Here is a 25,432-nt window from a genome sequence, read left to right as displayed (position 1 = left end):
CGGGGGTCCATCGTGCTCGACGTGCGCCGCCTCGTGATCCTCCGCGAGCTCAGTGTCCGCGGCACCATCGCCGCCGTCGCGCAGGCGATGAACTTCACGCCGTCCGCGGTGTCCCAGCAGCTCGCCGCCCTCGAGCGCGAGACCGGGCTCGAACTGCTGCGGAAGGCGGGGCGACGCGTCCAGCTCACCCCGCAGGCCGAGGTCCTCGTGCAGGCGGCGGGTGACGTGCTCGACACGCTCGAGGCGGCGCAGGCAGCCGTCGAGTCGACCCTGACGACCGTGCAGGGGACGGTGCGTGTCGCGGTGTTCCAGTCCGCCGCACTCGCCCTCATGCCGTTCGCGCTCCGGACCATGGCCGACGAGCACCCGGGCGTCCGCGTCGAGATGGTGCAGCGGGAACCCGAGACCGCGCTCCGCGAGACGTGGGCGCGGGACTTCGACATGGTGATCGCCGAGCAGTACCCGGTGCACGCCGCCCCTCGACACCCGGGGCTCGACCGGCGCGACCTGACCACCGACGCCGTGCGGTTGGCGCTGCCGCCCGTCGACGTCGCCCTGCACCCCGTCACGTCGATCGACGACGCGGCGGCGATGCCCTGGGTGATGGAGCCCCGTGGCACGGCGTCGCGGCACTTCGCGGAGCAGCTCTGCCGGTCGACGGGGTTCGAGCCCGACGTCCGGTTCGAGACCGCCGACCTCCAGACCCAGATCCGGCTCGTGGAGTCGGGCAACGCGGTCTGTCTCATCCCGGACCTCGTCTGGGCCGGACGGCCGACACCCGCGCGGCTCGTCGAGCTGCCGGGGTCGCCGCGGCGGACGATCTTCACGTCCGAACGGGAGTCCGGGCGGCGGTCCCCGGCCGTGCGGGCGTTCCGGGAGACGCTCGAGCGGGCGGCGGCGGGGCAGCGGGCCTCCTGACGCGATCCCGTCCTACGCCTGCCCACCACTCGATAGCGTTGCGGACATGCCGACCCTCCTCCACATCGACTCGTCCGCCGACCTCGCGAACTCCCGCTCCCGGGCACTGACCGCGACGTTCGTCGAGGCGTGGCGCGACCGCGGGCCCGAGTTCACCGTGACGACCCGGGACCTGCACGTCGACCAGCTCCCGCACCTCGAGGCGTCGGCGCTGCACTGGCCCGCGTCCGCCCGGCAGCCCGGGGCATCCATCCCCGACGGAGCCGAGGCGCTGCAGCAGGAGATCATCGACGAGCTGCTCGCCGCGGACGTGCTGCTCGTCGGCTCCCCGCTGTACAACTACACCGTGCCGTCGACGCTCAAGGCGTGGATCGACCGCGTGCACGTGCCGGGGGTGCTCGCGCCCGCCGAGCCCGGCGACGTCCAGCCCCTCGCGGGTCGCCCCGCCGTCGCCGTCGTGTCCCGGGGCGGATCGTACGACGCCGGCACCGACTCCGAGGGCTGGGACCACGGCTCGCCCGTCCTGCAGCTCATCCTCGGGAACGCGCTCGGGATGGACCTGCACCTGGTGACGACGAGCCTCACGCTCGCGGACGTCCTGCCGGGACTCGCCGCGTCCGCCGACCGGTCGCGGCAGGAGTTCGCAGCGGCCCGGACCGAACTCGTCCGCCTCGCCGAGACCCTGTAGGCCCAGCGGACGGTGTCGGCCCGGCGAGAACGCACGGAACCGGGGTGCGGCCGGTGCTGGACTCGGTGTTCGTGCATCCTCGACGCCGCCGGCGGGCGGAGAAGCCGGAGCCGGAGCCGGGGCCGGGGGCCGGGGCGGGCGTCGGTAGGGTGGAGCGGTGCCCGGTGTCCTCCCGGTCGGCCCGCCCGACCCGATCTCCGCCGTCCAGGCCGAGGCGCTCGTCGCCGGCACCCTGCCGCCGCTCGAGCAGGTCCGCGACGGCGTCTGGACGATGGCGATCCCCTTCCACGCCGGCGTGCCCGACTCCACGCTGACCTACGTCGTCGAGGGCTCGGACGGGTCCCTCGCGCTCATCGACCCGGGGTGGGGCGTCGACCTGACCCTCGACCTCCTCGAGGACGGACTCCGCGCCGTCGGACATGCCATCGAGGACGTCGGCCTCGTCGCGGTGACGCACCTGCACATCGACCACGTCGGTGCGGCCGACGCAGTCCGCGCCCGGTCGGGGGCGCGCGTGGCGATGCACTCCGCCGAGGCGTTCGCGATCGACCACCAGCTCGAGGACCGGGCGCGCGACGACGAGGACGTGACCGGATGGGGCGTGCCGGCCGCGCTCGCGCCGGAGCTCCACCTGCGATGGGGTGTCGGACGGCGGATCCCGTCGGTTGACGTCCCCGCGGTCGTGCCGGACCTGCTCGTCGAGGACGGCGACCTCCTGCCGATCCCGGGCCGGACACTCCGCGCGCTGTGGACGCCGGGCCACACGACGGGGCACCTCTGCTTCGTCGACGAGCCGGACGGCCTCCTGTTCACCGGCGACCACGTGCTCCCGCGGATCAACTCCGGGCTCGGGCTCGGCGGCCGGAGCACGACGAACCCGCTCACGGACTACCTCACGTCGCTCGACCGGGTGTCCGCGATCGACCGGTCGTCCAGCCGAGCACCGCTCGAGGTCTGCCCGGGGCACGAGTACCGGTTCGCCGACGTCGGTGCCCGCGCCGCCGTGCTCGCCGACCATCGTGCCGAACGGCAGGAGTTCGTCGCGGCGGCACTCGACGGGTTCGCCGCACGGGGGGCGCGTCCGACGATGTGGGAAGTCGCCTCGCACGTCCCCTTCCGTGGTGGGATCGAGTCGATGACCGGGTACCTGCTGGCCTCCGCGCTCGCCCAGACGGGGTTCCACGTGCGGGCGCTCGGCCGCCAGGACGAGGTCCGCGTGGCCGCGCCGCCGAGCCGTCGGGTGCGCGGATAGTGTCGACGGTGTGAGCACCTCCGCAGGAAGCACCGAGTCCACCTCCGCCGTCGAGGGCCCCGTCCGGGTCGACCGCCCCGCACCGGGGGTCCTCGTCGCCACCCTCGACAGCCCGGGGACCGGGAACGCCCTCGACAGCGCGATGGTGCAGGCGCTCGAGGACCTCGCGGACAGCGTTCACGAGGACGTCGACGTCCGCGTGGTCGTCCTCCGCGCGACCGGCGAGCACTTCTCCCTCGGGTACGACGTCGCCGAGCTCGCCGACCGGGAGCGCGACAGCATCCCGGGCGACCTCGACCGGCAGGAGCGGACGGCCGACGTCCTCGCCGCGATCCGGTCCCTCCGCGTGCCCGTCATCGCCGCGATCGACGGCAGCACGAGCGGGACGGGCCTCTCCCTCGCGCTCGTCGCCGACATCCGGATCGCCGGACCCGGCGCGGTCTTCCAGGCGACTTTCACACCGCTCGGCACCGCCGCGGGCGAACTCGGCGTCTCATGGCTGCTTCCCCGGCTCGTCGGCCCGGCCGTCGCGGCCGACATCGCGTTCACCGGCCGCGTCGTCGACGCCGAGGAGGCCGCTCGCCTCCGGCTCGTCAACCGCGTCGCCGAGGACGTCGACGCCGCGGCACTCGACCTCGCGACGAGCATCGCCGCGAACTCACCGGCCGGGGTCCGGCTGTCCAAGCGCGCACTGCAGGCCGCCCTCGAGATCCCCTCCTACGACGCCCACCTCGAGCTCGAAAACCGCGGACAGACCCTGCTGACCCGCACGTCCGACATGGCCGAGGCGCTCGAGGCCTTCCTCGAGCAGCGCCAGCCGTCGTTCGGGAACGCCTGATGGCAGCACGCACTCGGGCGTGGCAGGGCATCGCCGTCGAGCACCTCGGCGACGGGGTCAGCCGCCTGACGATCGACAACCCGACGAAGATGAACGCGGTCGACGCCTCGGTCTTCGCGGAGATCGGGGCCGCCGCACGTGCGCTCCGCCGGGACGGCACCCGCGCGCTCGTCGTGACCGGTGCCGGTGACCGGGCGTTCTGCGCCGGCTACGACCTCGCCGCCATCCCCGGGCTCCGCGCCACGACCATCCCGGAGTTCCTCGACATCGAGGACACCGCGAGCGAGGCGCTCCAGGCCCTCCACGACCTCCCCGTCCCGGTGATCGCCGCCGTGAACGGTGCCGCCGCCGGCGGTGGCCTGTCGATCGCCCTCGCGGCCGACGTGCGGATCGGCGTGCCCCGCACGAGCTTCACGGCCTCGTTCGTCAAGGTCGGCTTCTCGATCGGCGAGCTCGGCACGTCGTGGATGCTCCCCCGCGTCGTCGGGCCGGGCGTCGCCGCCGAGCTGTCGTTCACCGGCCGGACCGTCCGTGCACCCGAGGCCCGGGACATCGGCCTCCTCGACCGCGTCGTCGACGCCGGCCCGGAGGCCGACCTCGCCAGCCACGTCGCGCTCCTGCAGGAGCAGGCCGTCGCACTCGCGCGCACCATGGCGGACCCCGCACGCCGCGGCACCAGGATCGGCAAGCGATCGCTCGGGAGGGCCGGGGAGACCCCGTCGTACGAGGTCGCGGTCCGCCAGGCCCTCGGCGACCGCGCATGAGCGCGACCGACCCGGACGGCGGTGGCAGCGCCTCCCGACCGCCCCGCATCGGCCTGCATCCGGAGGACGACCTGCGCCACCGCCCGGAGCCCGGCGGCCGGATGCGGGACAGCCTGTTCTTCCAGACCGTCCTCGGCGAGGAGCAGCTCGCGCTGCAGGTGTACCTCTTCGTGACGGGCACCGGGGCCGCCGGCTACAACGTCGTCGTGTGGGGTGGGCCCGGCGTCCCCTTCGTCATCCACACCGACGGCGGACGTGTTCCCGACGACATGGACTTCGACGACTTCTCGGTCGGGTCGCTGACGATCCGGAACGTCGAGCCGCTCCGCACCGCGACGGTCTCGGTCCGCGCGGAGGACCTCGACCTCGACCTGTCGTTCGCGGCGATCCAGGACGCGTTCTCGTACCACGACAACCCGGACGGGCTCCCGTCCTGGTTCGCGCTCGACCGGATCGAACAGACCGGCCGCGTCGAGGGCGCGCTCCGCGCCGGCGACCAGGAGTGGGAGCTCGGTCCCCTCGGCCACCGCGACCACTCCTGGGGCATGCGCGACTGGCGTGCACCCCAGCACTGGAAGTGGTTCGTGGCCTACACGCCGTCCGGGACCGCGGTGAACGGCTGGATCTGGGTCGCCAGGGGCGCGTGGGGGTTCGCCGGCTCGGTGCTCCGCGACGGCGTCACGATCCCGGTGCGGACCATCGAGCACACCGCGACCTACGACGACCGGTTCCAACAGCGGACCCTGCGAGCCGTGCTCCACGACGTCGAAGGCGGGTCGACCTCGCTCGAGCTCGACGTCTTCGGGGTGGCGCAGCTCGGCGACGAGCGCACCGGGACGACGATCCTCGAGGGTGCCTGCACGGCCCGCATCGACGGCGAGGACGGCGTCGGGCAGTTCGAGACCGAGTGGCCGACGGCGTACTTCGACCACCTCCGCGGGGACGAGGCGTGAGCGACCCGATGCGTCCGGACGTGCCCACCGTCCGGGCGCTCGGCGCCTGGCTCGCCCGCGCCGACCTCACCACCCCCGACGTCGAGGTCCGGCCGATCGGGGACGGCCACGCGAACGTCACCTACCTCGTCACCGGGACCGACGGCCGCCGCGTGGTGGTGCGTCGTCCACCGCCGCCGCCGACACCGCCGGGCGCGAACGACGTGCTGCGGGAGGCGAGGGTGATCGCGGCCGTGCACGACCACGCCCGCGACGGCGGCCCGCACGGCGTGCCCGTCCCTGCCGTGCTCGCGACGGCCGAGGCGGGCGACGTGCTCGACGTCCCGTGCTTCGCGATGTCGTACGTCGCGGGCCCGGTCGTCACGACGACGCTCCCGGGGACGCTCGCCACGGAGGCCGACCGCACCGCACTCGCCTTCGACCTCGTCGACACGCTCGCGGCCCTGCACCGGATCCCGTGGGACTCCCTCGGGCTCCGCGGTCGGCCGGCGGGGGCGAACCTCCGGCAACACGGACGGCTCGCGATGCTCGTCGCCGACGCCGACGGCGCTCCTCCCCCGGGGTTCGCCGACGTCGACGCATGGCTCGTGCACCACGCGCCCGCAGAGTCCGGCGCGGCACTCGTGCACAACGACTTCCGGCTCGGCAACGTCCTGCTCGCCGCCGACGCGCCACGCGTGGCCGCCGTCCTCGACTGGGAGCTCGCCGCGATCGGCGACCCGCTCGTCGACCTCGGGTACCTCCTCGCGGCCTGGTCGGGACCGGACGGGCCGACGAACCCCGTGCAGGAACTGGGGTCGGCGACGAGTGCCCCGGGGTTCCCGGACACGGCCACGCTCGCGACGCGCTACGCGGAACGGACGGGGGCGAGCCTCCAGTCCGTCGCCTGGTACGTGACGCTCGCCAACTGGAAGCTCGCCGTGCTCTACGAGTACAGCCGCAGGCGGTACGAGCGCGGCGACGGCGATCCCTACTACGCCGGCACCGACAAGGTGGCCGCGTTCCTCGCGGCCGCCGACGCGTCGCGACACGACTTCCCGTCGAGCCGGTAGCGGAACCATGAACGATCGGCGCTGTTAGCCTGGGAATCGGCCGAAGACGAGTCCGGACCCCACTCCCTGCACCGCCGACCGTGTGACCGGTGCCGACCAACCGGGAGCCGCTCCGTCTCCGAACCAGCATCAGCGTTGGACAGGAGCACCATGGCGAACATCGGCAACTACGGCACCGAACAGGTCGAGCGGTACTACGCGAACGGCGACTGGCAGGACCAGGTCCTCTTCGACATCGTCCGCGAACGGGCCGAGCAGCACCCGACACGCACGTTCGTGACCGACGGGACGCTGACGGTCACCTACGGTCAGCTGCACGAGGACGCGATCCGGCTCGCCGCCGGGCTCAAGGACCTCGGTGTCGGCAAGGGCGACCGGGTCGTCGTGCAGATGCCGAACTGGGCCGAGTTCGCCACGGTCGTCGCAGCGCTGTCCCGGCTCGGGGCGGTCCTCGTCCCGACGATGCCGATCTTCCGGCACGACGAGGTCGGGTACGTGCTCCGGCACTCCGAGGCACGCGTCGTGATCGGGCCGCAGCTCTTCCACCGCTTCGACCACCTCGACATGTACACCTCGCTCCGCGACGAGATCCCGACGCTCGAGCACGTCGTCATCGCGCGGGCCGAGTACCCCGGTGCCCTCGCCGACCTCGGCGGCACGGACCTCGCGTCCTTGTTCGTCGCCGGGGACCTCGACGCGATCGACGCCTCGATCGGCGACACCGCCGGCGCGGACGACGGTGCGCTCGTCGTCTACACCTCGGGGACCACGAGCCGGCCGAAGGGCTGCTTCCACACGTTCAACACCGTGTACGCAGCCGCGAAGGTCCTCAACGACCGCCTGCACGTCGACGAGCACGACGTGATGTTCAACCCGTCGCCGGTGTCGCACTCCACAGGACTGATCACCGGCCTGATGATGCCGCTGCTCGTCGGCGGCGGCACCCACTTCATGCCCGTGTGGCAGCCGGACGAGGGCATCGACCGGATCCGCGAGTACGGCTGCACCATCACGGTGACCTCGACCACGTTCCTCACCACCGTGATGGAGTCGTACGACCCCGCGCGACACGACATCGGGTCGATGCGGTACTGGGTCTGTGCGGGTGCCCCGATCCCCGGCGCCGTGGTGCAGTCCGCGCGGGCGATGTTCCCGTCCTGTCAGATCCTGTCGCTCTACGGCCGGAGTGAGAACATGACGACGTCGCTCTGCGCGCCCGAGGACGCCCCGGAGAAGTCCGTGCTGTCCGACGGCCGTGCCCTCGCCGACTCCGCGATCCGGGTCGTCGACGAGCAGGGCGACGCCGTACCGGTCGGCGAGCCCGGCGACATCGCGTACCGCGGCCCGTCGCACATGCTCGGGTACTACCGCGACCCGGACCAGACCGCCGAGCTGTTCACCGCGGACGGGTTCTCCCGCTCCGGCGACCTCGGGTACCTGGACGCCGACGGGTTCGTGCGCGTCTCGGGTCGCATCAAGGACATCATCATCCGCGGCGGCATCAACATCTCGGCGCGCGAGGTCGAGGACATGCTCGTCGACCACCCCGCGATCCGGGCGGTCGCCGTCGTGGCGATGCCCGACGCGCGGCTCGGGGAGCGGTCCTGCGCGTTCGTCGTCGTGGCGCCCGGCCAGGACGAACCGTCGCTGGCCGACCTCACCGAGTTCCTGCGGTCCCGTCAGATCGCCGTGCAGAAGCTCCCCGAGCGGGTCGTCGTGATCGACGCACTGCCGATGACGCCGGTGGGGAAGGTGCGGAAGAACGTGCTGCGGGAGCAGATCGCGGCCACGATCGCCGCCGAGCTGAACGGCGTCTCCACGCGGGAGTGACGCGGCCGGTCGGCGGTGAGCGGGCCAGGATGGGAGCATGCCGACCATCCAGCCCATGCTCGCCAAGGCCGTCCAGCAGGTCCCCGCGCAGGACTCCGTGCCCGGCGGGTACTCCTACGAGCCGAAGTGGGACGGGTTCCGTGGGATCGTGACCTTCACCGGGGACCGCTCTGCCGACGACGCCGTCGAGATCGGCTCCCGCGGCTCGAAGCCACTGACCCGGTACTTCCCCGAGCTCGTCGCCGCGTTCCGGGAGCAGCTCCCCGGGCCCTGCGTCCTCGACGGCGAGATCGTCGTCCGCTCCGGGACGCCGGGTGCCGAGAAGCTCGACTGGGAGGCCCTCTCGCAGCGCATCCACCCCGCAGCGTCGCGGATCGAGCGGCTCTCGGCGGCAACCCCCGCTGCGTTCGTGGCGTTCGACCTCCTCGAGTTCGAGGACCACGACCTGACCGGACTCCCGTTCGACCAGCGCCGGGAAGCGCTCCTGACGCTCGCGGAGTCGATGTCCGACCCGCTGTTCGTGTCGCAGACCACCCTGGACGACGCCGAGGCCCGCCAGTGGCTGCACGACTTCGAGGGCGCGGGGCTGGACGGTGTCGTCGCGAAGGCACGCACCGGGCTGTACCTGCCGAACAAGCGCGCGATGCTCAAGGTCAAGCACCACCGGACGGCGGACGTCGTGGCGATCGGCTACCGCGTCCACAAGAGCGGGACCGGCGTCGGGTCGCTGCTCCTCGGGCTGTACGACGACGAGGCGGACACTGCGCCGAGCGGCGGTGCGGCGTCCGGCGCCGGTACTCCGTCCGGCATGGACTCCTCGGCTGACACGGGCGCGTCGCCCGGCACGGGCGCGTCGTCTGATGGCGACCCGGCGGCGGGCGCGGGCTCGGTGTCGGGCGTGGGCACCGCCTCCAGTCCGGGCGCATCGCAGCCCCGCCAGGTGGGCGGCGTCTCCGCCTTCTCCGACCAGCGCCGGCGGGAGCTGGAGGAGGAGCTCGCACCGCTCGTGCTGCGCGACGCGGACGGGAGGCCCGTGGTCGGCGAGGGCGAGCGCAGCCGGTTCTCCTCGGGTCGCGACACGACCTTCGTTCCGCTGCGGCCCGAGCTCGTGCTCGAGGTCCGGTACGACCAGATGGAGGGCGACCGCTTCCGGCACACGGTCCAGTTCGAGCGGTGGCGGCCGGATCGCGAGGCCCGGTCGTGCACCTTCGAGCAGCTCGAGGTCCCGGCCGCGTACGACCTCAGCCGAGTGCTCCGCTGACGGTCCGCGCGTCGTGGAACGGCTCCGTTCCGCCATGATCGGCCGTCCCCCTTTTCGGGCCGATGACCGGGGTACAGCCGCGTGGTACCGGGAGGCTTGTCCCCCGATCACTGTCCCCGTTGCGCGATTTGCTCGCATCTAGTTAGGCGAACTAGATACACCGTGCAACGATGATCTTCGTCGGGACATCCGGCGAGGACCGCCCGGGTCGACCGTCACGACGACGCAGCCAGACGAGCAGAGGACACACGATGAGCATCTCGCTCCTCCCCCGACGAACCGCCCAGCAGAGCCCGTTCACCGAGGTCCACGAGGCCCGCACGCAGCGCGCCCTCGTCGCGGTCGCGACCGTGACCGGCATCCTCAGCGTGACGGCTGCGACCCTCGCCGCGTTCTCCGTCTGGCTCGGCGCGTGAACCCCGCCGTGCACAGCGCCGACGGCATCGCCGACGCGCACCGCACGACCTGGTCGCGGTTGACGCGACTGCACACCGCGAGCGTCACCCTCCCGATGCGCACGACCCGGGTGGACGAGTCCGAGCGACGGGCCGACGAGCTCTAGTCCGCGTGCCTCCGCGCGCGTGACGGTTGGACGCGCGGCGGTTCGCCCGGCATCTTCGGGAAGTCCGGCGGGAACGGGAGCTCCCCGAGTCCGTTCTCCAGGTCGCGCGCCCACCACTCCGACAGCACGTCGATCCGGCCGTGCTGGTCGTGCATGTCCTCCCACGGATCCCCGGCCCGGCCGAGTCGAGCCGGGACCGTCTGGACCGTGAGGGTGGTCGGGTCGACGTGCGGGAGTTCGTCCCACTGCACGGGCGTCGACACCGGGGCGTGCGGGAGCGCTCGCGGACTGTACGCCCCGGCCATGGTGCGGTCGCGGTTCGCCTGGTTGTAGTCGACGAAGATCCGGCGTCCGCGCTCCTCCTTCCACCAGGCCGTCGTCACCTGCTCCGGCATCCGGCGTTCGAGTTCCCGCGCGGCGGCGATCACCGCATGCCGGACGTCGAGGAACTCCCACTCGGCCTCGATCGGCGCGAACACGTGCAGCCCACGGTTCCCGGAGGTCTTGATCCAGGAGCTCAGGCCGGCGTCACTCAGGACGTCGCGGAGGGCGAGTGCGGCCGGCACGGCGTCGCCGAAGTCGGTGCCAGGCTGCGGGTCGAGGTCGATGCGGAGCTGATCCGGGAAGTCCGGGCGATCGGCGCGCGATGCCCACGGGTGGAACACGACGGTGTTCATCTGGACGCCCCACACCGCCACGGCCGGTTCGTCGAGCACGAGCTGCGGGTGTGTGCGGCCGCTCGGGTAGGTCACATCGACGCTCCGGACGTAGTCGGGCGCGCCCTTCGGCGGGTTCTTCGAGAAGAACTGCTCGCCGTCGACGCCGCCCGGGAAGCGCTGGAGCGACACCGGCCGACCACCGTTCGCGCGGACGAAGGCCTCACCGACCTCGACGACGTAGTTCGCGAGGTCGAGCTTCGTCAGCCCGAGGGCTGGCCACAGCACCCGCCCCGGACTCGACAGACGCACCTCGCGGTCCCCGTCCGGGCCGGGAACGGTCACCGTGGTCGCATCGCTCGCCATCCCTGCACGGTACTCATGCTCACCGCGCGGCAGCCGGGAGGCGCGGGCCGGGCGGTCGGTGCCCGCGCGGTCGGAGCGCGCGCGGTCGGTGCTTCTGCCGTTGGCGTCGCTCCATGCATGGTCATCGAGCGACATCCTCCCGGGAATACGACGTCGCTTTCCGCCGAACATGTCGCTCCATGTCCACGCACCCAATGCCCGTGCATCGAGCGACATCCTCGCGGGAAAACGACGTCGCTTTCTGCCGGAGATGTCGCTCCATGCATGGTCATCGAGCGTCGGGGGGCCCGATGCAGGGCGCGGAGCCGACCAGTCACCCGAGCCCATGCGGTGGGTGTCCGGATGTCGCTCCATGTCCACGCATCCAATGCCCGTGCATCGAGCGACATCCTCCCGGGAAAACGACGTCGCTTTGGGCCGAAGATGTCGCTCCATGTCCACGCATCCAATGCCCGCGCATCGGGCGACATCCCCCGCCCGGAACGACGACGCTCCCCGCCGGAGATGTCGCTCGGTACGTGGTCATGAAGCGTCGAGTGCACCGACGCGGCAGACTGGGGCCGTGACGGACGCGGCGTTCCTCGGGGTGGACCTCGCCTGGGGACTCGGCACCGCCGACAGGCCGGCGAACGAGACCGGACTCGTCGCCCTGGACGCCGCCGGCGCGGTCCTCGACGCCGGCTGGACCCGTGGGGTGGACGACACCGCACGGTGGGTCCTCGACCGGCTCGGCCCGCGCACGCTCGTCGGGGTCGACGCATCCCTCGTGGTGACGAACCCGGCGAGGACGATGCGTGCCGCGGAACGACAGGTCGGCCAGCGCTACGGCCGCTGGCGCGTGACGGCGAACCCGACGCACCTCGGGATGCCGCACCAGGCCGGCGCACGGTTGCTCGACGCCCTCACGGAGCACGGGGTGGCCTACGTCGACGACACGGCGAGCATGCGCGGACGGACGGGTCCGGCACTGTTCGAGTGCTACCCGTACACGACCATCGTGGGCGTCGAGGAGCTCGGGTACGACGACGAACGCCCCCGGTACAAGCGCCTCGACCAGTACGTCGACCGCACCGAGGCCAGGGCCCGTCGTGCAACGGCGTTCGACGAGCTCGTCCGACGACTCGGCACCCTCGACGACCCTCCGCTCCGCCTCGACGCACACCCCGTCACCGCCGCACTCGCGCGGGAGCCGGCCGGGGTCCTCGACCGGGCGTACAAGCACCGCGAAGACCTCCTCGACGGTGCGCTCTGCGCCTGGACGGCGGCGTACTGGGACCGCCATGGCGACGACCGCGTCCAGGTCCTCGGCACCGACCCCGCGCTGCCGCAGGACCCGGTCGATGCGCAGGGCCGTCGAGCGGTCGTGGTCGCCCCGGCCCGTCCGGCGCAACGACGTCCGCTCGATGCAGCTCCGGCACGGCCGGGTCCACACCGCACCGTGTGATCGCGTCGCGTGCAACCGGTGGTGCCGATCTCCAGCCGGGAGGCCCGGTGCCGGCCCGCCCCGCGCCTCCCGGCTAGGGTTGGGTCGTGACCGACGCGCACCCGACCTCGCTGCGCATCGCGCTCGTGTCCCTGCACACCTCCCCCGGCGACGAGCCGGGCTCCGGCGAGGTCGGCGGCATGAACGTCGTCGTCCGGCACCAGGCCGAGGCGCTCGCGGACCTCGGGCACCACGTCGAGATCGTCACCCGCCGGTCGTCGCCGTCGCAGCCGGACTCGGTGTCGATCGTCGAGGGCGTGTGTCTCCGGTTCCTGTCCGCCGGCCCGGCCGCGCCCGTGCCGAAGGGCGAACACGACGCGTTCATCGATGCGTTCCGCGACGGGCTCGCCGCCCTCGGACCGTTCGACGTCTTCCACTCGCACCACTGGTTCTCCGGCATGGCCGCACTCCCCGTCGCGCGGGACCGGCACCGGCCGCACGTGCAGTCGTTCCACTCGATCGCCGCGGACGCCACCACCCCGTTGTCCGAGGGCGAGCGCCCGGAGTCGACGGGCCGGATGGCGGGCGAGACGTACCTGGCCCAGCACTCCGACGCCGTCGTGGCGATCAGCGAGGCCGAGTCGGCCACGGTTCGCGACCGCCTCGGCGCGCGACCGGAGCAGGTCGTCATCGTGCCGCCCGGGGTCGACGGCTCCGTGTTCCGGCCCCGCTCCGGCGGCACTCGCGCGACACGTCCGTACGCGGTCGCCGCTGCCAGGGTCCAGCCGCTCAAGGGACTCGACCTCGCCATCGCCGCGGTCGCCGCCGTGCCGGAGCCGGTGCGCCCGGACCTCGTCATCGCCGGCGACGTGTCCAGCGAGGCCGACGGGTACGTCGAGGAGCTCCGCGACCTCGCGGACCGGCTCGGCGTCGCGGACCGGGTGCAGTTCGTGGGTCCGCAGTCGCGCCCCGACCTCGCGATGCTCTTCCGCGGATCGAGCATCGTCCTCGTGCCGTCGCACTCCGAGACGTACGGACTCGTCGCACTCGAGGGCTCCGCATCCGGCGTCCCGGTCGTCGCCGCAGCCGCGGGCGGTCTCCGCGAGGCGGTCGTGGACGGCGAGACCGGCGTCGTGCTCGAGTCCCGTGACGCCGACGACTGGGCGGCGGCGATCACCCGGATCCTCACCGACCCCGAGCACGCGGCGCAGCTCGCGACCGCCGGCCGGGAGCGTGCGGAGCGCCTGAGCTGGGAGCGGAGCGCATCCGGGCTCGTCGAGGTCTACCGCTCCGTGATCGCAGCCCACGGCTGACGCTCCGGCGTCCGAGGGGCGGCCATCCGGCCTGCGCGCGTCGCCGCCCGCCGGTCGCAGGCGGCCGGTCGGACTGGAGGCACGCCTCCCGTCCGACACGGCACCTGCGGTCAGTGCGCGGTTCCGTCCGGCGTCTCGCCGTCGATCGCCGCGCGGAGCACGGCGGCCAGCTCGGTCACGTGCGGTTCCCGCAGCAGCGACGAGTGCTCGCTCGCGAGCCGCGGCCAGCGCATGTCGCCGACGAGGTACGGCGTCCAGGCCTCGCGTCCGTCGGGGTTGCCGTCCGCCTGCACGAAGGTCACGCGGCCGTCGTACTGCGGGACACGGAACCGCTTCGACATGAGCACCGCCTGGTCGAAGAACGCGTCGAACTGCTTCTGCCCGTCGAACTGCACCACACCGGCACCGTAGGCCCGGAGCCGACGACCGACCCGTCGGAACTGTGCCGCGCCGCCGGGCAGGACGCGGCGGAACTGCCGGTCGAGACCGCGCCGGAGGCGGGCCGCCGGCGTCGTGGCGTCCTGTTGCGGGAGACGGGCGAACTCCATGGCGCCCTGCTGGGCGGTCGTGCGGGGCAGGTAGGTGTCGAGGAGCACGACGTGCTCGACCTGCTCCCCGGCCTCGGTGAGCATGCGGGCGATCTCGAGGGCGACGAGTCCGCCGAGCGAGTGCCCGATGAGCAGGTACGGTCCGCGCGGCTGCACGACCCGCATGAGTTCGAGGTACCGACGTGCGGCTGCCGGGACGCTCCAGTCCGGCATCGTCCGGCGTTCGAGGCCGTGCTGCTGGAAGGCGTAGACGTCGTGCCCGGCGAGGTGCCGCGACAACGGCAGGAAGGTCAGGGACAGGGCACCGGCACCGGAGATGCAGAAGATCGGCGCTCCGCTGCCGCCGCTCGTCAGCTTGACGACGTCGGGGTGGCTCGGGATCGCCGCGGCGCCGGCCCGCACCCGCCGGGCGAAGTCCCGCACGGTCGGGTGCTCGAGCACCTCGGAGGAGCGGAGGTCGACGCCGATGCGCTCCTGGACCGCCGCGAGCATCTCCTCTGCGGACAGGGAGTCGCCGCCGAGCTCGGCGAAGTCGTCGTCGAGACCGACCGCGTGCAGCCCGAGCACCTCGGCCCAGATCTGGCCGACGACGAGTTCCCACTGGTCGAACGTGTGCTCGTTCATCTCGGAGCCGGTCGGCTCCGCCGCACCGACGACGACCTGTGCCGCCGCCGTCTCGGACGACGTCGCCGTCGCCGGGGCAGCCGGCGTCGGCAGGGTCGACCCGGGCATCGGTGCGTCCGGGAGCTGGGCGCGGTCGACCTTGCCGCGCTCGTTCCGCGGCAGTGCGATCATCGGGACGATCGCACCCGGCACCATGTAGTCCGGGAGCTGGTCGCGGAGGGCGCGACGAATCGCGGCCGGGGACGCGGTCCGGCGCCCCGCAGCGCTGACCACGTACGCGATGAGTCGCGTGGGTGCCGGGGGGTTCTTCACCGCGATGACGACGGCTTCCTGCACGCCGTCGAGACGGCGGAGCGCGGACTCGACCTCGCTCGGTTCGACGAGGTACCCGCGGACCTTGACGGCGTCGTCCGCGCGGCCGAGGAGCGTGATCCGTCCCTCGGCGTCGAACCGACCGAGGTCCCCTTGCTTCCACGTCGGCGTGCCGTCCGCGTCCACTCCGGCGCGCGTGGCGGTCTGTTCGGGGTTCCCCCAGTACCCGCTCGTCATGGCGTCGGACACGACCACGATGTCGCCGGTCTCGCCGACGTCCGCCTGTGTCCCGTCCGGACGGAGGATGCGGACCTCCTTGCCGAACGCGATCCGGCCAGAGGGAACGGGACCGTCCGGGATCGGGTCGCCCGGTCCGATCTCGTTGAACGCGATGACGTTGGTCTCGCTCGACCCCGTCCAGTTCCAGAACGACGCCGTCGGACCCATCAGCGGTCGGAGCGCCGCGATGTCCGGTCCGGTGATCGCCTCGCCCACGGTGGCGAACATCCGGAGGCCTCGCAGGCGGTCGTCGGACGGATCGAGGGCGGCCGTGACGGAGCGCAGGAGGTGGGGCGTGCAGTGCAGGGTCGTCAAGTGCTGCGCGTCGACCCACGCCACGAGCTTCTCGATGCCCGTGTCCCGCGGGTCGACGATGTGCACGCTGGCGCCGGAGAGGAGGCTCGTGACGGGGAGCATGAAGCCCGCGGCGAACCCGTGCGGGAGCACCGAGGCCACCCGGTCCTGCGCGTCGAACCGGAACGTCAGCCGCTGGCTCGCCGCGTCGACGAGGGCCTGGCGGTGCGTCATCACGACGCCCTTCGGTGCCCCGGTCGACCCGGAGGTGAAGATGATGGTGAGCCCGTCGCGTCCGCCGCGTGCTCGGCCGGCGGGAACGACGGGGATGTCGTCGTCCGTCTCGGCGATCGCACGCGCCTCGTCGAGGAGCTGCTCGAGACGGTGGACGGTCCCGCGTCCCGCGTTCGGCGCCGCGGGATCGGGGGCGACGAGCGGCTGGCTCGCGGCCACGTTCTCGGCGTCCGCGAGGATCTCGGTGATCCCGGCGAGCCGGATCACGTGCATGAGCCGTGCCTCTGGGAGGTGCGGGTCGAGCGCGACGAACAGCCGACCAGCCTTCACCAGTCCGAGCATGGCGAGCAGGCCGTCGACGCTGTGCGTCGCCATCAGGCCGATGGGGACGGTGTCAGCGCCGAGGGGGGTGTCGCCGGTGACGGGACCGACACCGGCTCCGGTGTGCGGGTCCGGGACCAGCCGGTCGTCGAGGATCGTCGCGAGCGCGCTGGTGAGGCGGTCCGTCTCGCGGTGGGTGAGCGTGCGGTGCGCATCGGTGAGTGCGATGCCGTCGGGGTTGCCGACGGCGACGATCGCGAGCGCCTCGGTGAGGGACGTCGCGGGTGTTTCGTCGATTCGCGCCTGGGAGTCGGCGTGCGTCAACACAGGTGGAACCTCCCGTTCGGGTTCGGGGGTCGTCAAGGTCTTTTCACGGTACCTCGGGAGTCACAGGTCGTCCACAGAGCCTTCGGAACCATGCGGTGTCCCGCTTTCGAGGGACATCGCGATCGCCGGTTTGTCCGGCGGGCACACAGGGAGGACGGTTCCCTACTGTGGGAACAGACAGGTTCGTACCTGATCGAGCCCTGGTCGCGGCCCGGCCCGGGACGAACGCCGACTCCGCTCGGAGTGGGGGCATGTCGCTTCGCCGAACATCCAGGTCGCTCACCTACTGTCATGCCGTCCGTTTCCACAGTCCGCCCCGAGGGAGCCTCGTGCACCGCGCCGCCGTCGTCATCGCCACCGTGTTCGGTGCCGGAGTCGTCGCGGCCGCAGTCGGCGTCGTCGTGCTCGTCGTGCTCGCGGTCAACTCGCTCCACGGCCTGGCCGCCGGGTCCGCGACACCCACCGCCGTGACCTGTCCGGCTGCTGCGTCGCGGACGATCGGCGGGATCGTCGTCCCGGAGGGTCCCGTCGCCGGCTACTGCCAGGACCGTCTCGTGAACGCGGCGTACATCATCGAGGCGGCTCAGGCGCAGGGCATCGGGCCGCACACCCAGGCCGTCGGCGTGATGACCGCGATCGGTGAGTCCGGACTCGACAACATCGACCACGGCGACAGCGCCGGACCCGACAGCCGCGGCCTGTTCCAGCAGCGGGACAACGGCGCCTGGGGCTCGTACGAGCAGCGCATGGACCCGTACACCGCCGCGACGATGTTCTTCACGAAGCTCGTGAAGGTCCCCGGCTGGAAGTCGATGAGCCCGACCGAGGCGGCCCACTCAGTCCAGGTGAACGCCGATCCGGACCACTACGCGAAGTTCTGGACGCGCGCGACCGAGGTCGTCGAGGGCCTGACCGGTCAGACGGTGCCCGAGGTCGCCCCGCAGTGAGTGCAGCCCCGGACGACGGCCATCACCAGCCGAGCGTCCCGGGCTCCCCCTTGAACGGACCGACCACCCGCGACGTGATCCACCCGCCGTAGAAGTCACCCGCCTGGGCTCGCACCCGCTCGCCGTCGACCTCGCACGAGTCCATCTCGGCGGGGTAGATCGCGATCCGGTCCTGGAGCGCCGCGAACCCCGGCCACGGGGTCGGGTAGTACCACCCCGCGTGGACCGCCGTCCGCGCACCACCGTGGACGTCGACGTAGTTCGCCCGCCCCTTGAACTCGCACATGCTCGTCCCGCCGGTCGACGTGAGCGCCCCGGGCGTGAAGTCGTCGCGCGGCAGGTAGTAGACCGGCGGGTGGCTCGTCTCGAGCACGCGGACGGCCTGGTTCGTCGAGACGATGACCTGGCCGCCGAGACGGACGACGATCCGCTCCGAGGTCGGTTCCACCCGCGGCGGACGGGGGTACGCCCAGACCGACTCCTGTCCCGGCCCGGGTTCGGTGGGTGTCGGATGGCCAGGGTGCCGTGTGCTCATGGCTCCGGTCTACGCGCTCGAGATGGCGACCGCCCGATGACCGATGCCGTGGCGAGGACCGAGCGGCGACGTCGGTGATGCCGAGGTGCGCAGCCGAGGGCACCGGCACCGGGACGCGGGTCATGCGTCGACCGTCCGCGGTTCGGTCGACGCCTCGTCCGACTCCAACCAGGAGACGCCGTCGTCGTGCAGGAGCATCTGCCCGCGGACCGGGACACCGACGGCGGCGAACCCGACCTCGACCGCGTGCACCCATTCCCACTCCGATCGGCTCGGATCGGGACCGCCGCGCCGTTCCCACACGACGAGCACGACGGCCGAACCCAGTCGACGGTAGGCATGGGCCATCGCGCGTGCGAAGTGGTCTTCGGTGTCGTGGTCGACATGCTCGGGCATGTCCTCGATCGGCATGGCGAGGTCGATCGTGCGGAGGTCGTCCGCGATGAAGAGCACCCAGCACTGTCGCTGGTTCGCGCGTCGGAGGAGCGTCCCGACGAGCGCGACCGCGTCGGCGTCGGAGCGGATGGGTGTGAGCGTGGTCGGTGTGGTGTCTGGCATGCCGACGAGACTGGCCGAGCCGCGCCTCCCGTCCACCGGCGGACGCCGCTTCTGTGGAGAACAGGACGGGCCGCGCCACCTGTGCAGAACCAACGCCGCCCGCCGAGCATGCACGAACTCGGAGTCCGGAGGTCGGCCCACCCCAGGTCTCCGCATCCTCGGCGGCACCGACGGCCCCAGACCCGGCCGACGGCACCAGCCCCGGGGCCCCGGCCGCAGCCCCGGCCAGCCTCAGCCCCGGCCCGGCTAGGCCTGCAGCCGGTCGGCCAGGAACAGCACCATCGTCGACACCAGCGCCTGCCGGGATCCCTGGCGTCGGTACTCGTGGCCCTCCCCCGCGAGCTCGAGGTACGACACGTCGTGCGCCCGGTCACGGAGCGCGCCGACGACCTGCGTCGCCTCCCCGATCGGCACGTTCGTGTCGAGCTCCCCGTGCACGACCAGGAGGGGCGCCTCGATGTCGGCCACCGCACGCATGGGTGAGAGCGACGCGAGCAGGGCGGCGTCGTCGACCGGGTGCCCGTACTTCGTGGCGGCGGCCGCGGCGATCCACGGCTCGGTGTCCCGGTAGAACGTCGCGAAGTCGCTCATCCCGCAGACCGACACGCCGGCCGCGAACACGTCGGGCGTGAACGCCACCGACGCGAGCGTGGCGTACCCGCCGTAGGAACGACCCTCGACCGCGATGCGCGACTCGTCGGCGACCCCGATGGACACGAGGTACCGGGCGCAGTCCACCACGTCGGCGAGCGCATCCCACCGGAGCGCGAGGTCGTCGGCGTGCACGAACGTCCGGCCGAACCCGGACGACCCCCGGATGTTCGGCGCGAACACCGTGATCCCGGCAGCGGCGAGCGCCTGGTGCTGCGCCGAGAACGCCGGCCGCTCCTGCGACTCCGGACCGCCGTGCAGGTGCAGCATCGCGGGACCGGCCGTCGGACCGTCGGACGGTGCGGCCCGGTAGAGCCACCCCGTCAGCTCGAGGCCGTCGCGTGCCCGGAACCGCTCGAGCGTCGGCTCGACGAGCGGGACGTCGGGCAGGGTCGGGACCTGGGTGACCCGCGACCACGTGAGCGCGTTCGTGTCGAGCCGCCAGAGCTCCCATGGGTGCGTCGGGCTCTCGGCGGCGAGGAGCACGGACCGTCCGTCGCGGGAGAGCACCGGGTCGGTGACGACGAGCCCGGGCACGTCCGGGACCGGCGTCCGGGAGGCGCTGTGCGTGTTGACGAGTTCGAGCTCGCTCCGTCCGGCGACGTTCCAGACGAGGAGCAGCGTCCGTCCGGCGTCGTCGGCGTCGAGGTACTCGAGGTCGGCGTCGTCCCGCCCGACGAGCACGCGGGAGGTCCCCCGCCATCCGTGCGGTCCGAGCGGCTGCGCGACGAGCTGGCGACGCGGGAGCCCCGCCTCGGTCGCGAGGTAGGCCACGAGCGGCGAGGTCTCGGATGCCGGCGACGGTCGGATGAAGGCGATCTCGGCCGAGCCCGCGCGGGGTGCCGTCAGGAGCGGGTGGTCCTCGTCGGTGAGCCGGTCGACGACGACGACGAACTCCTGCCCGCGCTGCCCGTCGCGGAGCACGACGAGACGCTCCTCGACCGACACGTCGAGGATGTGGATGAGGTCGCCGACGGCCAGGTCGTCGCGGACGCCCGTCCCGGGGTCGACCATGAACGCGCGGGCCGGCTGCTCTGGCTCGGTCGACGGCAGGGTGATCACGACGCGGTGGCCGCTGCGGCTCCACGGTCCGAGCTCGGCGTGCTGGACCCGGGACCCCGCGATCTGCTGGGCGTCGGAGCCGTCCGGACGCACGACCCAGACCTGCTGCCGGACGCCGCCGTCGGTCGCGAGTGCCACGGCGAGCCACTCGCTGTCGGCCGACCACGACACCGCCACGACCGGGTCGTCAGACAGCCGGATCCGTGCGGGGTCCGGGAGCGGACCGTCGACCACGACGTCCTGCACGAACACCTCGGGCGTGCCGTACCGGTCGCTCACGAACGCCACGCGGCGCGCGCTCCGGGTCATCGTCGGCCCCCAGGATCCCCACGCCGCGACGAGCTCGTCACCGAGCGCGACCGCCTGCCGGACACGCGCCGACGTCGGGACGTCGGCCGCGCCTCCCGGCTGTCCGCGGGCTGCGTCGTCGAGGTGCGCCGCCGCGGATGCCGCCATCAGCGCACCCCCTGCGCCTGCAACCACATCTCGATCAGGCCGAGCTGCCAGAGGGCGTTCGAGCCGAGCTGCGTCCTGGTCTCGTTCGGTGCGTCGAGCATCCGCGACACGGTACGCGAGTCGAACAGTCCACGCGACCGGGCAGCGGGGTCGGTCAGCGCCGCGCGGACGCGGTCGAGCACCGGCCCCTCCATCTGGCGGATCGCCGGCACCGGGAAGTAGCCCTTCGTGCGGTCGATCACGGCGTCGGGGACGATCCCGCGCGCGGCACGCTTCATGACGCCCTTGCCCCCGTCGGACAGCTTCAGCGACGGCGGGATCTGCGCCGCGAGCTCGACGAACTCGTGGTCGAGGAACGGCACCCGCGCCTCGAGCCCCCACGCCATCGTCATGTTGTCGACGCGCTTCACCGGGTCGTCGACGAGCATCACGGTCGTGTCGAGGCGGAGTGCGGCGTCGACGCTCGTGTCCGCGCCGGGCAGGGCGAACCGCTGTCGGACGAACTCCATCGGGGTGTCGGTGTCGTCCAGCCACTCGGGGCGGAGCAGCCCGGACATCGCGGACCAGCGGCGGTCCATGAACACGTTCGCGTAGGCCTCGGCGGCCTCGTCGCGCGGGACGCGGGCCAGCGGCGGGTACCAGTCGTAGCCGCCGAGCACCTCGTCGGCGCCCTGCCCGGACTGCACGACCTTGACGTATTGCGAGACCTCCTCGGCGAGCAGGGAGAACGCGATGCAGTCGTGGCTGACCATCGGTTCGCTCATCGCGGCGACCGCGCCGTCCAGCCCGGCGAGGAGCCGCTCGGACGGGATCGGGATGCGGTGGTGGTCGGTGCCGAACTCCTGCGCGACCAGGGAGGAGTACTCGAACTCGTCGCCGGACTCGCCGCCGTGCGACTCGAACCCGATGCTGAAGGTCTCGAGGTCCCGTTGGCCGAGCTCGGCGAGGAGCGCCACGACGAGCGAGGAGTCGATGCCACCGGAGAGGAGCACGCCGACCGGCACGTCGGACACCATCCGGCGCTCGACGGCAGTGCGGAGGCTGTCGATGAACGCCCGCTCCCAGTCCGCGGACGTCCAGTCCGACTTGTCCGGGTCGCGCGTGAACGACGGCTCCCAGTAGGTGGTGTCGGTCGACGCACCCGTCGGTTCGTAGACGCGGACGGTCGCCGGTGGGAGCTTCTCGATGCCCGACAGGATGGTCCGGGGCGCCGGGACGATCGAGTGGAAGGTCATGTACGACGCGAGCGCGGTCCGGTCGATGGACGTGTCGACGTCGTTCCCGGCTGTGCGTGACCCGTCGAGGAGCGCCGGGAGGGTGGACGCGAACCGGACCCCGCCGCGGACGGGTGACACGTACAGCGGTTTGATGCCGAGGCGGTCACGAGCGAGCACGAGCCGGCCGGTGCGGTGCTCCCAGATCGCGATCGCGAACATCCCGAGGAACCTGTCCACGAACGCCGTGCCCCACTCGGCGTAGGCCTTCAGCACGACCTCGGTGTCGGAGGTGCTCTGGAACGTGTGCCCGAGCCCGTGCAGCTCGTCGCGGAGCGCCGCGTAGTTGTAGACCATCCCGTTGAAGACGATCGTCAGGCCGAGGGCGGCGTCGACCAGAGGCTGCGCGCCCGCCGTCGAGAGGTCGATGATCGCGAGCCGCCGGTGTCCGAGCGCCACCGGACCCCGAGCCCAGAGGCCGTCGCCGTCCGGGCCGCGGTGCGCCATGCACCCGGTCATGGTCGCGACGACGCCCGCGTCGGCGCGGGTCCCGTCGAACCGGAGCTCCCCGGCGAGTCCGCACATCAGTTGCCTCCGATGATCCACGTGTCCTTGGCGCCGCCGCCCCGCGAGGAGTTGACGACCATGCTGCCCTCCGGCGCCACCCGGGTCAGCCCGAGGTCGGCGAGCGTGCTCTGCCCGGGCTCCGTCCCCGTCAGGTACACGAAGGCCCGGAGATCGACGTGCCGCGGCTCGAGCCCGGTGGGCGTGAGCGTCGGGTGGGACGACAGCTGCACGACCTCCTGCGCCACCCACCGGTCGGGATGCGTGGCGATCTCGTGCCGGCGCTCGGCGACCTCCGGGGCACTCGCCGCCGGGCCGATGAGCACGCCGCGCCCGCCCTCGCCGTCGACGGGCTTCGTGACGAGCTCGCCGACGCGGTCGAGCACGGCCAGGCGCTCCCCTTCGTCGCTCGTGCGGTAGGTCGGCACCGACTCCAGGAGCGGCTTCTCGTCGAGGTAGTACCAGATGAGGTCGGGCACGGCGACGTACATCGCCTTGTCGTCGACGAGCGCGTTCCCGGGGGCGTTCGCGAGGAACACGTCCCCCGCCGCCGCCACGTCGAGGATGTGGGCGCCGAGGTCCGGGTCGTCGCCCGAGACCACCTCGACGATGTCGCCGTCGGACCGGAGGTACAGGGCGTCGAGCCGCTGCCCGTTCCGCGCGTCGACCACCAGCCCGTCGCGGACGGCGAGGTCGGCGGTCGTCAGGAGCACGAGTCCGGCACCGTCGGCGAGCGCCCGGTGCTCGTACCACGCGCCCGCGGTCGGGCCGTCGGAGACGAGCGCCGCCACGGGATCGGCGACGCCGCGCGCCCGGGCCGGCGCGAGCAGGGTGTCGCGGAGCAGGGGCAGCAGCGTCGTCGGGTCGAGGACGCCGTGCGGCCGGGGCGCGTCCGGGACGACCTCGTCCATCAGCTGCCGGACGGCGACGGCGAACGCCGCACCGCTCGGCGACCGGACGTTGTCCTCGAGGACCCGCCACCCGCCGAACTCGTTCCGCACGAGGTCGAACCCCATCACGGGCGCGTGCACGGTCCCGGCGGGCAGGCGCTCCGCCTCGGCCCGCCACCCCGCGGCACCGACGACCGCGGACTCGTCGAGCACGCCGTCCGCGACGACCCGGCGTGCACCGTAGGCGTCCTGCAGGAACAGCTCGATCGCCCGCGCGCGCTGTGTCAGCCCGTCGCGGAGGATCCCCCACTCGTACGCGCTGACGATCCGGGGCACGAGGTCGCATCCGAACGGCTGGCGTTCGCCGTCGACGACGAACCCGAGCTCCCGGGTCGCACTCCACGCGTCGCGGAGGCCGCAGTGGTCGGCGGTCGTGTCCGAGGTCCACCCCGAGAAGTACGCCGCGAGGTCCTGGAACGCGGGTCGCGGGAACGCCCCGGGCCCGACGGCCTCGTCACCGCGGCGGACCCGGTACCCGGCGATCGCGGACCCCCGGTCGGTGGCGTGGCCGGAGGCGGGACCGGACGTCTCCGACAGCACCTGCGCGACGACGTCGTCGAGGCGACCCCGCTCGGCGTACGCGGTCCGCTGCCGGTCGGCCGAGTTCCCGCGCGCCAGGGTCTGCTCGACGAGGGCGCACACGTCGGCCCAGTCGCCGAGCTCTTCGAGCTGCGGACGGAGGCGGTCGACGAGCTGCATGACCGCGAGGTGCGCCTGGACGCGCTCCGGGTGTTCGCCGAGCCCGAGGAGCTCCCCGCTCAGTCCGGCTCGGGCCGCCTGCCACATGGCGGCGCGGTGCACCGGCTCCCGGCGGTTCAGCTGCGTGCGCCCGGCGGTGATGTCGTCCTCGGCACGCTTCACCGCGGCGCGGAACAGCCCGGCGATGAGCACCGCGTCGTCGACGATCGGCGTCGCGTCGCACACCCGGAGTTCGAGCGTCGGCGCGTGCGACGAGGGGCGGACGTCGAAGTAGGCCATCTTCGAGTCGGCGATGACCCCGGACTCGATGAGGTCGGCGAGCAGCTGGTCATACTCCGCGGCCGTCTCGATCCGGCCGAAGGACCCGGCGCTCGGCCACCGCTGCCAGATGATGCTGCGGATCGACGCGTAGCCGGTGTCCTGCCCGTTCCAGTACGGGCTGCTGGCGCTGAGGGCGAGGAGGACGGGGAGCGCGGGGGCGACGCGCTGGGCGATCTGCACCGCGAGGTCACGGTCGCTCACGCCGACGTGCACCTGCAGGCCGCAGATCAACTGCTCGTCGACGAGCATCCGGTACTGCTCCTGCATCCGCCCGTAGCGCCCGGTCGTCGTCAGTTCGAAGTCCGCGAACTCCGACCGCGGCGCGGTGCCGACGCTCGCGATCGCGACGCCGGACGGGGCGATCGCGGCGGTGAGGTCGGTGCGGAGCCGCAGGATCTCGGTCCGCAGGTCGGTCAAGGTCGTGACGACCGGCACGTTCGTCTCGATGGTGGTCCGCTGCAGCTCGGCGCCGTACCGGTCGCCCGGCAGCTTGGACAGCAGCCGCGGGGCCTGCGCGGACAACCGCTTGGTCTCCAGGTCGATGAGGTGGAGCTCTTCCTCGGCGCCCAGCGTCAGCTCTGCCTTCATGGGTCGACCGTACGCGGAAGCGTGTGACGAGCGTGTTTCGGGCGTCGACATCGCAGAATGCAGCGCGCCCTC

General features: G+C 72.7%; 21 protein-coding genes. 14 read left to right on the top strand and 7 right to left on the bottom strand.

All coding sequences use genetic code 11. The features are described 5' to 3' along the window. The first annotated feature begins 12 nt into the window (after positions 1–12). From ACO0E0_RS06300 to ACO0E0_RS06250, 11 genes are all read left to right on the top strand, one after another. Positions 13–918 (top strand): LysR family transcriptional regulator, encoded by a 906-nt coding sequence (locus ACO0E0_RS06300; protein WP_422870553.1) that lies wholly within the window; start codon positions 13–15, stop codon positions 916–918. Positions 919–964: 46 nt separating this feature from the next. Beyond that, positions 965–1,606, top strand: a complete 642-nt coding sequence (locus tag ACO0E0_RS06295; protein ID WP_422870552.1) for an FMN-dependent NADH-azoreductase — start codon at positions 965–967, stop codon at positions 1,604–1,606. A 157-nt stretch (positions 1,607–1,763) separates the two neighbouring features. Continuing rightward, positions 1,764–2,858 (top strand): MBL fold metallo-hydrolase, encoded by a 1,095-nt coding sequence (locus ACO0E0_RS06290; RefSeq protein ID WP_422870551.1) that lies wholly within the window; start codon positions 1,764–1,766, stop codon positions 2,856–2,858. Positions 2,859–2,868: 10 nt separating this feature from the next. Beyond that, positions 2,869–3,696 carry an enoyl-CoA hydratase/isomerase family protein gene (locus tag ACO0E0_RS06285; RefSeq protein WP_422870550.1) on the top strand — a complete coding sequence of 276 codons (828 nt, stop codon included), beginning with the start codon at positions 2,869–2,871 and terminating at the stop codon, positions 3,694–3,696. Then, a complete protein-coding gene (locus ACO0E0_RS06280) occupies positions 3,696–4,460 on the top strand; it encodes an enoyl-CoA hydratase/isomerase family protein (RefSeq protein WP_422870549.1) in 765 nt (254 codons plus the stop codon). Before ACO0E0_RS06285 ends, ACO0E0_RS06280 begins: the two co-directional genes overlap by 1 nt. Next, on the top strand, positions 4,457–5,413 hold the full coding sequence (locus ACO0E0_RS06275; protein WP_422870548.1) for a DUF7064 domain-containing protein: 957 nt from the start codon (positions 4,457–4,459) through the stop codon (positions 5,411–5,413). Before ACO0E0_RS06280 ends, ACO0E0_RS06275 begins: the two co-directional genes overlap by 4 nt. Further along, entirely contained in the window at positions 5,410–6,465 is a 1,056-nt protein-coding gene (locus ACO0E0_RS06270; RefSeq protein ID WP_422870547.1) for a phosphotransferase family protein, read from the top strand. The genes ACO0E0_RS06275 and ACO0E0_RS06270 overlap by 4 nt, the downstream gene beginning before the upstream one ends. 150 nt (positions 6,466–6,615) lie before the next feature. Next, positions 6,616–8,295, top strand: coding sequence for an AMP-binding protein (locus ACO0E0_RS06265; RefSeq protein ID WP_422870546.1), 1,680 nt, complete (start codon positions 6,616–6,618; stop codon positions 8,293–8,295). Between the two features lie 37 nt (positions 8,296–8,332). After that, positions 8,333–9,556 (top strand): ATP-dependent DNA ligase, encoded by a 1,224-nt coding sequence (locus tag ACO0E0_RS06260; protein WP_422870545.1) that lies wholly within the window; start codon positions 8,333–8,335, stop codon positions 9,554–9,556. Between the two features lie 251 nt (positions 9,557–9,807). Then, the gene (locus ACO0E0_RS06255) at positions 9,808–9,972 is read left to right on the top strand and encodes a hypothetical protein (RefSeq protein WP_422870544.1); all 165 of its coding nucleotides are present in this window, start codon (positions 9,808–9,810) and stop codon (positions 9,970–9,972) included. Next, positions 9,969–10,118 (top strand): hypothetical protein, encoded by a 150-nt coding sequence (locus tag ACO0E0_RS06250; protein ID WP_422870543.1) that lies wholly within the window; start codon positions 9,969–9,971, stop codon positions 10,116–10,118. Before ACO0E0_RS06255 ends, ACO0E0_RS06250 begins: the two co-directional genes overlap by 4 nt. On the opposite strand, the gene ligD is transcribed toward ACO0E0_RS06250, so the two are convergent. Beyond that, the gene (gene ligD / locus ACO0E0_RS06245; RefSeq protein WP_422870542.1) at positions 10,115–11,140 is read right to left on the bottom strand and encodes a non-homologous end-joining DNA ligase; all 1,026 of its coding nucleotides are present in this window, start codon (positions 11,138–11,140) and stop codon (positions 10,115–10,117) included. The genes ACO0E0_RS06250 and ligD overlap by 4 nt on opposite strands. 562 nt (positions 11,141–11,702) lie before the next feature. On the opposite strand from ligD, the gene ACO0E0_RS06240 reads away from it, so the two are divergent. Both ACO0E0_RS06240 and ACO0E0_RS06235 read left to right on the top strand, forming a co-directional pair. Then, complete coding sequence (locus ACO0E0_RS06240) at positions 11,703–12,584, top strand: DUF429 domain-containing protein (protein WP_422870541.1); 882 nt, start codon at positions 11,703–11,705, stop codon at positions 12,582–12,584. Positions 12,585–12,670: 86 nt separating this feature from the next. After that, positions 12,671–13,876 (top strand): glycosyltransferase, encoded by a 1,206-nt coding sequence (locus ACO0E0_RS06235; RefSeq protein WP_422870540.1) that lies wholly within the window; start codon positions 12,671–12,673, stop codon positions 13,874–13,876. Between the two features lie 110 nt (positions 13,877–13,986). On the opposite strand, the gene ACO0E0_RS06230 is transcribed toward ACO0E0_RS06235, so the two are convergent. Next, the gene (locus tag ACO0E0_RS06230; RefSeq protein WP_422870539.1) at positions 13,987–16,815 is read right to left on the bottom strand and encodes an alpha/beta fold hydrolase; all 2,829 of its coding nucleotides are present in this window, start codon (positions 16,813–16,815) and stop codon (positions 13,987–13,989) included. A 329-nt stretch (positions 16,816–17,144) separates the two neighbouring features. Between ACO0E0_RS06230 and ACO0E0_RS06225 the strand changes: the two genes are divergently transcribed. Then, positions 17,145–17,762 carry a hypothetical protein gene (locus ACO0E0_RS06225; RefSeq protein ID WP_422870538.1) on the top strand — a complete coding sequence of 206 codons (618 nt, stop codon included), beginning with the start codon at positions 17,145–17,147 and terminating at the stop codon, positions 17,760–17,762. Between the two features lie 22 nt (positions 17,763–17,784). Here the strand turns inward: ACO0E0_RS06225 and ACO0E0_RS06220 are convergent, their stop codons facing one another. The 5 genes from ACO0E0_RS06220 to ACO0E0_RS06200 form a co-directional block, all read right to left on the bottom strand. After that, positions 17,785–18,297: a DUF427 domain-containing protein gene (locus tag ACO0E0_RS06220; RefSeq protein WP_422870537.1), complete on the bottom strand. Its 513-nt coding sequence runs from the start codon at positions 18,295–18,297 to the stop codon at positions 17,785–17,787. A 120-nt stretch (positions 18,298–18,417) separates the two neighbouring features. Then, positions 18,418–18,855: a hypothetical protein gene (locus ACO0E0_RS06215; RefSeq protein ID WP_422870536.1), complete on the bottom strand. Its 438-nt coding sequence runs from the start codon at positions 18,853–18,855 to the stop codon at positions 18,418–18,420. Between the two features lie 246 nt (positions 18,856–19,101). Beyond that, positions 19,102–21,024, bottom strand: a complete 1,923-nt coding sequence (locus ACO0E0_RS06210) for a S9 family peptidase (RefSeq protein ID WP_422870535.1) — start codon at positions 21,022–21,024, stop codon at positions 19,102–19,104. Further along, the gene (locus ACO0E0_RS06205) at positions 21,024–22,823 is read right to left on the bottom strand and encodes an N-acetylglutaminylglutamine amidotransferase (protein ID WP_422870534.1); all 1,800 of its coding nucleotides are present in this window, start codon (positions 22,821–22,823) and stop codon (positions 21,024–21,026) included. Before ACO0E0_RS06205 ends, ACO0E0_RS06210 begins: the two co-directional genes overlap by 1 nt. Further along, complete coding sequence (locus ACO0E0_RS06200; protein ID WP_422870533.1) at positions 22,823–25,360, bottom strand: glutamate--cysteine ligase; 2,538 nt, start codon at positions 25,358–25,360, stop codon at positions 22,823–22,825. Before ACO0E0_RS06200 ends, ACO0E0_RS06205 begins: the two co-directional genes overlap by 1 nt. Positions 25,361–25,432 lie beyond the last annotated feature (72 nt).

Origin of the sequence: Curtobacterium phyllosphaerae (genome assembly GCF_049341865.1) — a bacterium.
GTDB classification, from domain to species: Bacteria; Actinomycetota; Actinomycetes; order Actinomycetales; family Microbacteriaceae; genus Curtobacterium; species Curtobacterium phyllosphaerae.
This window is presented reverse-complemented; position numbering and strand designations above follow the sequence as displayed.